Annotated in this window: 1 protein-coding gene; it reads left to right on the top strand. The window is 43.4% G+C overall.

The window, feature by feature from the left end:
• The coding region (locus tag AC2A1D_RS17810) for a SprB repeat-containing protein (protein WP_484044918.1) at positions 1–256 on the top strand (256 nt) is incomplete at both ends.

Here is a 256-nt window from a genome sequence, read left to right as displayed (position 1 = left end):
AGCATCGGCGGTTTCAGGAACAACAGTGGTAACTAATGTTGCTTGTAATGGTGGTTCAACTGGTGCGATTAATTTAACACCAACAGGAGGGACAGCTCCTTATACATTCCTTTGGAATGGTGGTGTAACAACAGAAGATAGAACAGGTTTAGCTGCAGGTTCTTATTCAGTAACGATTACTGATGCGAATGGATGTACAGGAGTTGTGAACGCGACAGTTACACAACCAACTGCAATTTCAGGAAGTACTGTGGTG

The organism is Chryseobacterium sp. HNCC26DJ239 (assembly GCF_057180445.1).
This window is presented reverse-complemented; position numbering and strand designations above follow the sequence as displayed.